Below are 1,414 nucleotides of genomic sequence, written 5' to 3'. Positions count from 1 at the left end.
AGGTTTTTTTGTGTTTATTTCTATTTACCAAATGTCATAATCCATACATTTAATAACGCTAAAGAAGAAAAGGGAATGAAATAGAAACTATTTTTAAAAAATTGGATGATCAGGTGACAAAAAGGTTATAAAGTAATACGTTTAAATGTTAGTTCAAGGTAAGAATTACCTTTTTATATTAATTAAGTTGTAGAATGACTAAGAATATTTTAGCTTTTATATGAAAAGGTTATGTGAAAAATAGCTATCTAGCTCTTTTTCACATAACCTTTTGTGTTTTTAAAGGATTTTACATAAGAAAAACTCTATAATTAAGGTAGTTAACATATATTTTTTGATGGGTGTGGGGGATTGTGAAGGAAATATGCATGTTATTAGTGGCTGTTATACTATGGGGAACGGCAATTGCACCAACGAAATGGGCGTTAGAATCCATTCAACCATTTACGTTGCTGTTTATCCGCCTTTTCTTTGCGGGTGGAATTTGTATGCTTTTCTCATTTAACGAACTACAAAAAGCGATTGTACATAAACATATTCCATGGAAAAGAATGAGTTTGCTATCTTTTACTGGTGTAGCTGGGTACTTTATGTTCACATCATACGGCATTTCTTTAACAAGTGGATTACATGTTAGTATCATAGATGCTGCGTTACCATTAGTTACAATTCTTTTTTCGGCGTTCTTTTTGAAAGAGAAAATTCAGCTGAATTATTGGATCGGTATTATATTAGGGGTTATAGGGGTACTTCTTATTACAATTCCATCTAACAATGTCGATCAAGAGGTGTCTTTAATAGGAGATATCCTTATTTTATTAAGCACTTTCTTATTTGCTTTCTATACAGTATTGTTAAAACAGCCAAAACAGGAACAGTATCTATCAAACAAGGTTTTTACAACATTAACTTTAATTATAGGAGCTGTTATTCTATTACCATTTGCAATGGTAGAAACTATTTACTACGGCTTCCCAAAGATGGAAACATGGAAGACGGGATTTAGTGTGATGTATCTTGTTATTGGAGCGACAATTCTAGCATATTGGTTTTGGAATAAAGCACTAGAGAGAGTTTCCGCATCAGTAAGTGGATTATATTTAAATGCATTACCGTTAATAAGTATTGTTGCTTCAATTGTTCTATTAAATGAATCTTTAACGTGGAGAATAGTAATAGGCGGTGGCTTAGTCTTATTTGGAGTGATATGGGCGGATAAACGTAAATTAATTGATTTATTTATGTCAGGAGATCGAAGCATTAAAGAGAATGAAGAGTGTTAAAGTTTATAAGTGTATGTATATAATGTGTAATAAAAAGGACGCCTTGTATGTAATGAGCTGTCCTTTTTATTATTTTATTATTAATTGAATAAAAGTTGTTGACGATTAGCCTATAGAGGTGTAATATAGAA

The 1,414-nt window shown here is 31.3% G+C and carries 1 protein-coding gene; it reads left to right on the top strand.

Translation table 11 applies throughout. From position 1 onward, the window contains the following. Window positions 1-368 precede the first annotated feature (368 nt). On the top strand, window positions 369-1,283 hold the full coding sequence (locus tag COC96_RS26960; RefSeq protein ID WP_098269831.1) for a DMT family transporter: 915 nt from the start codon (window positions 369-371) through the stop codon (window positions 1,281-1,283). Window positions 1,284-1,414 lie beyond the last annotated feature (131 nt).

Source organism: Bacillus cereus, assembly GCF_002577405.1.
GTDB classification, from domain to species: Bacteria; Bacillota; Bacilli; order Bacillales; family Bacillaceae_G; genus Bacillus_A; species Bacillus_A cereus_AU.
The sequence above is the reverse complement of the archived record's forward strand: the minus strand, read 5'-3'. Positions and strand labels throughout refer to the sequence as shown.

Coding starts and splice junctions, on each gene's coding strand:
- COC96_RS26960 (WP_098269831.1), top strand. CDS start 369: ATGTTATTAGTGGCTGTTATACTATGGGGAACGGCAATTGCACCAACG.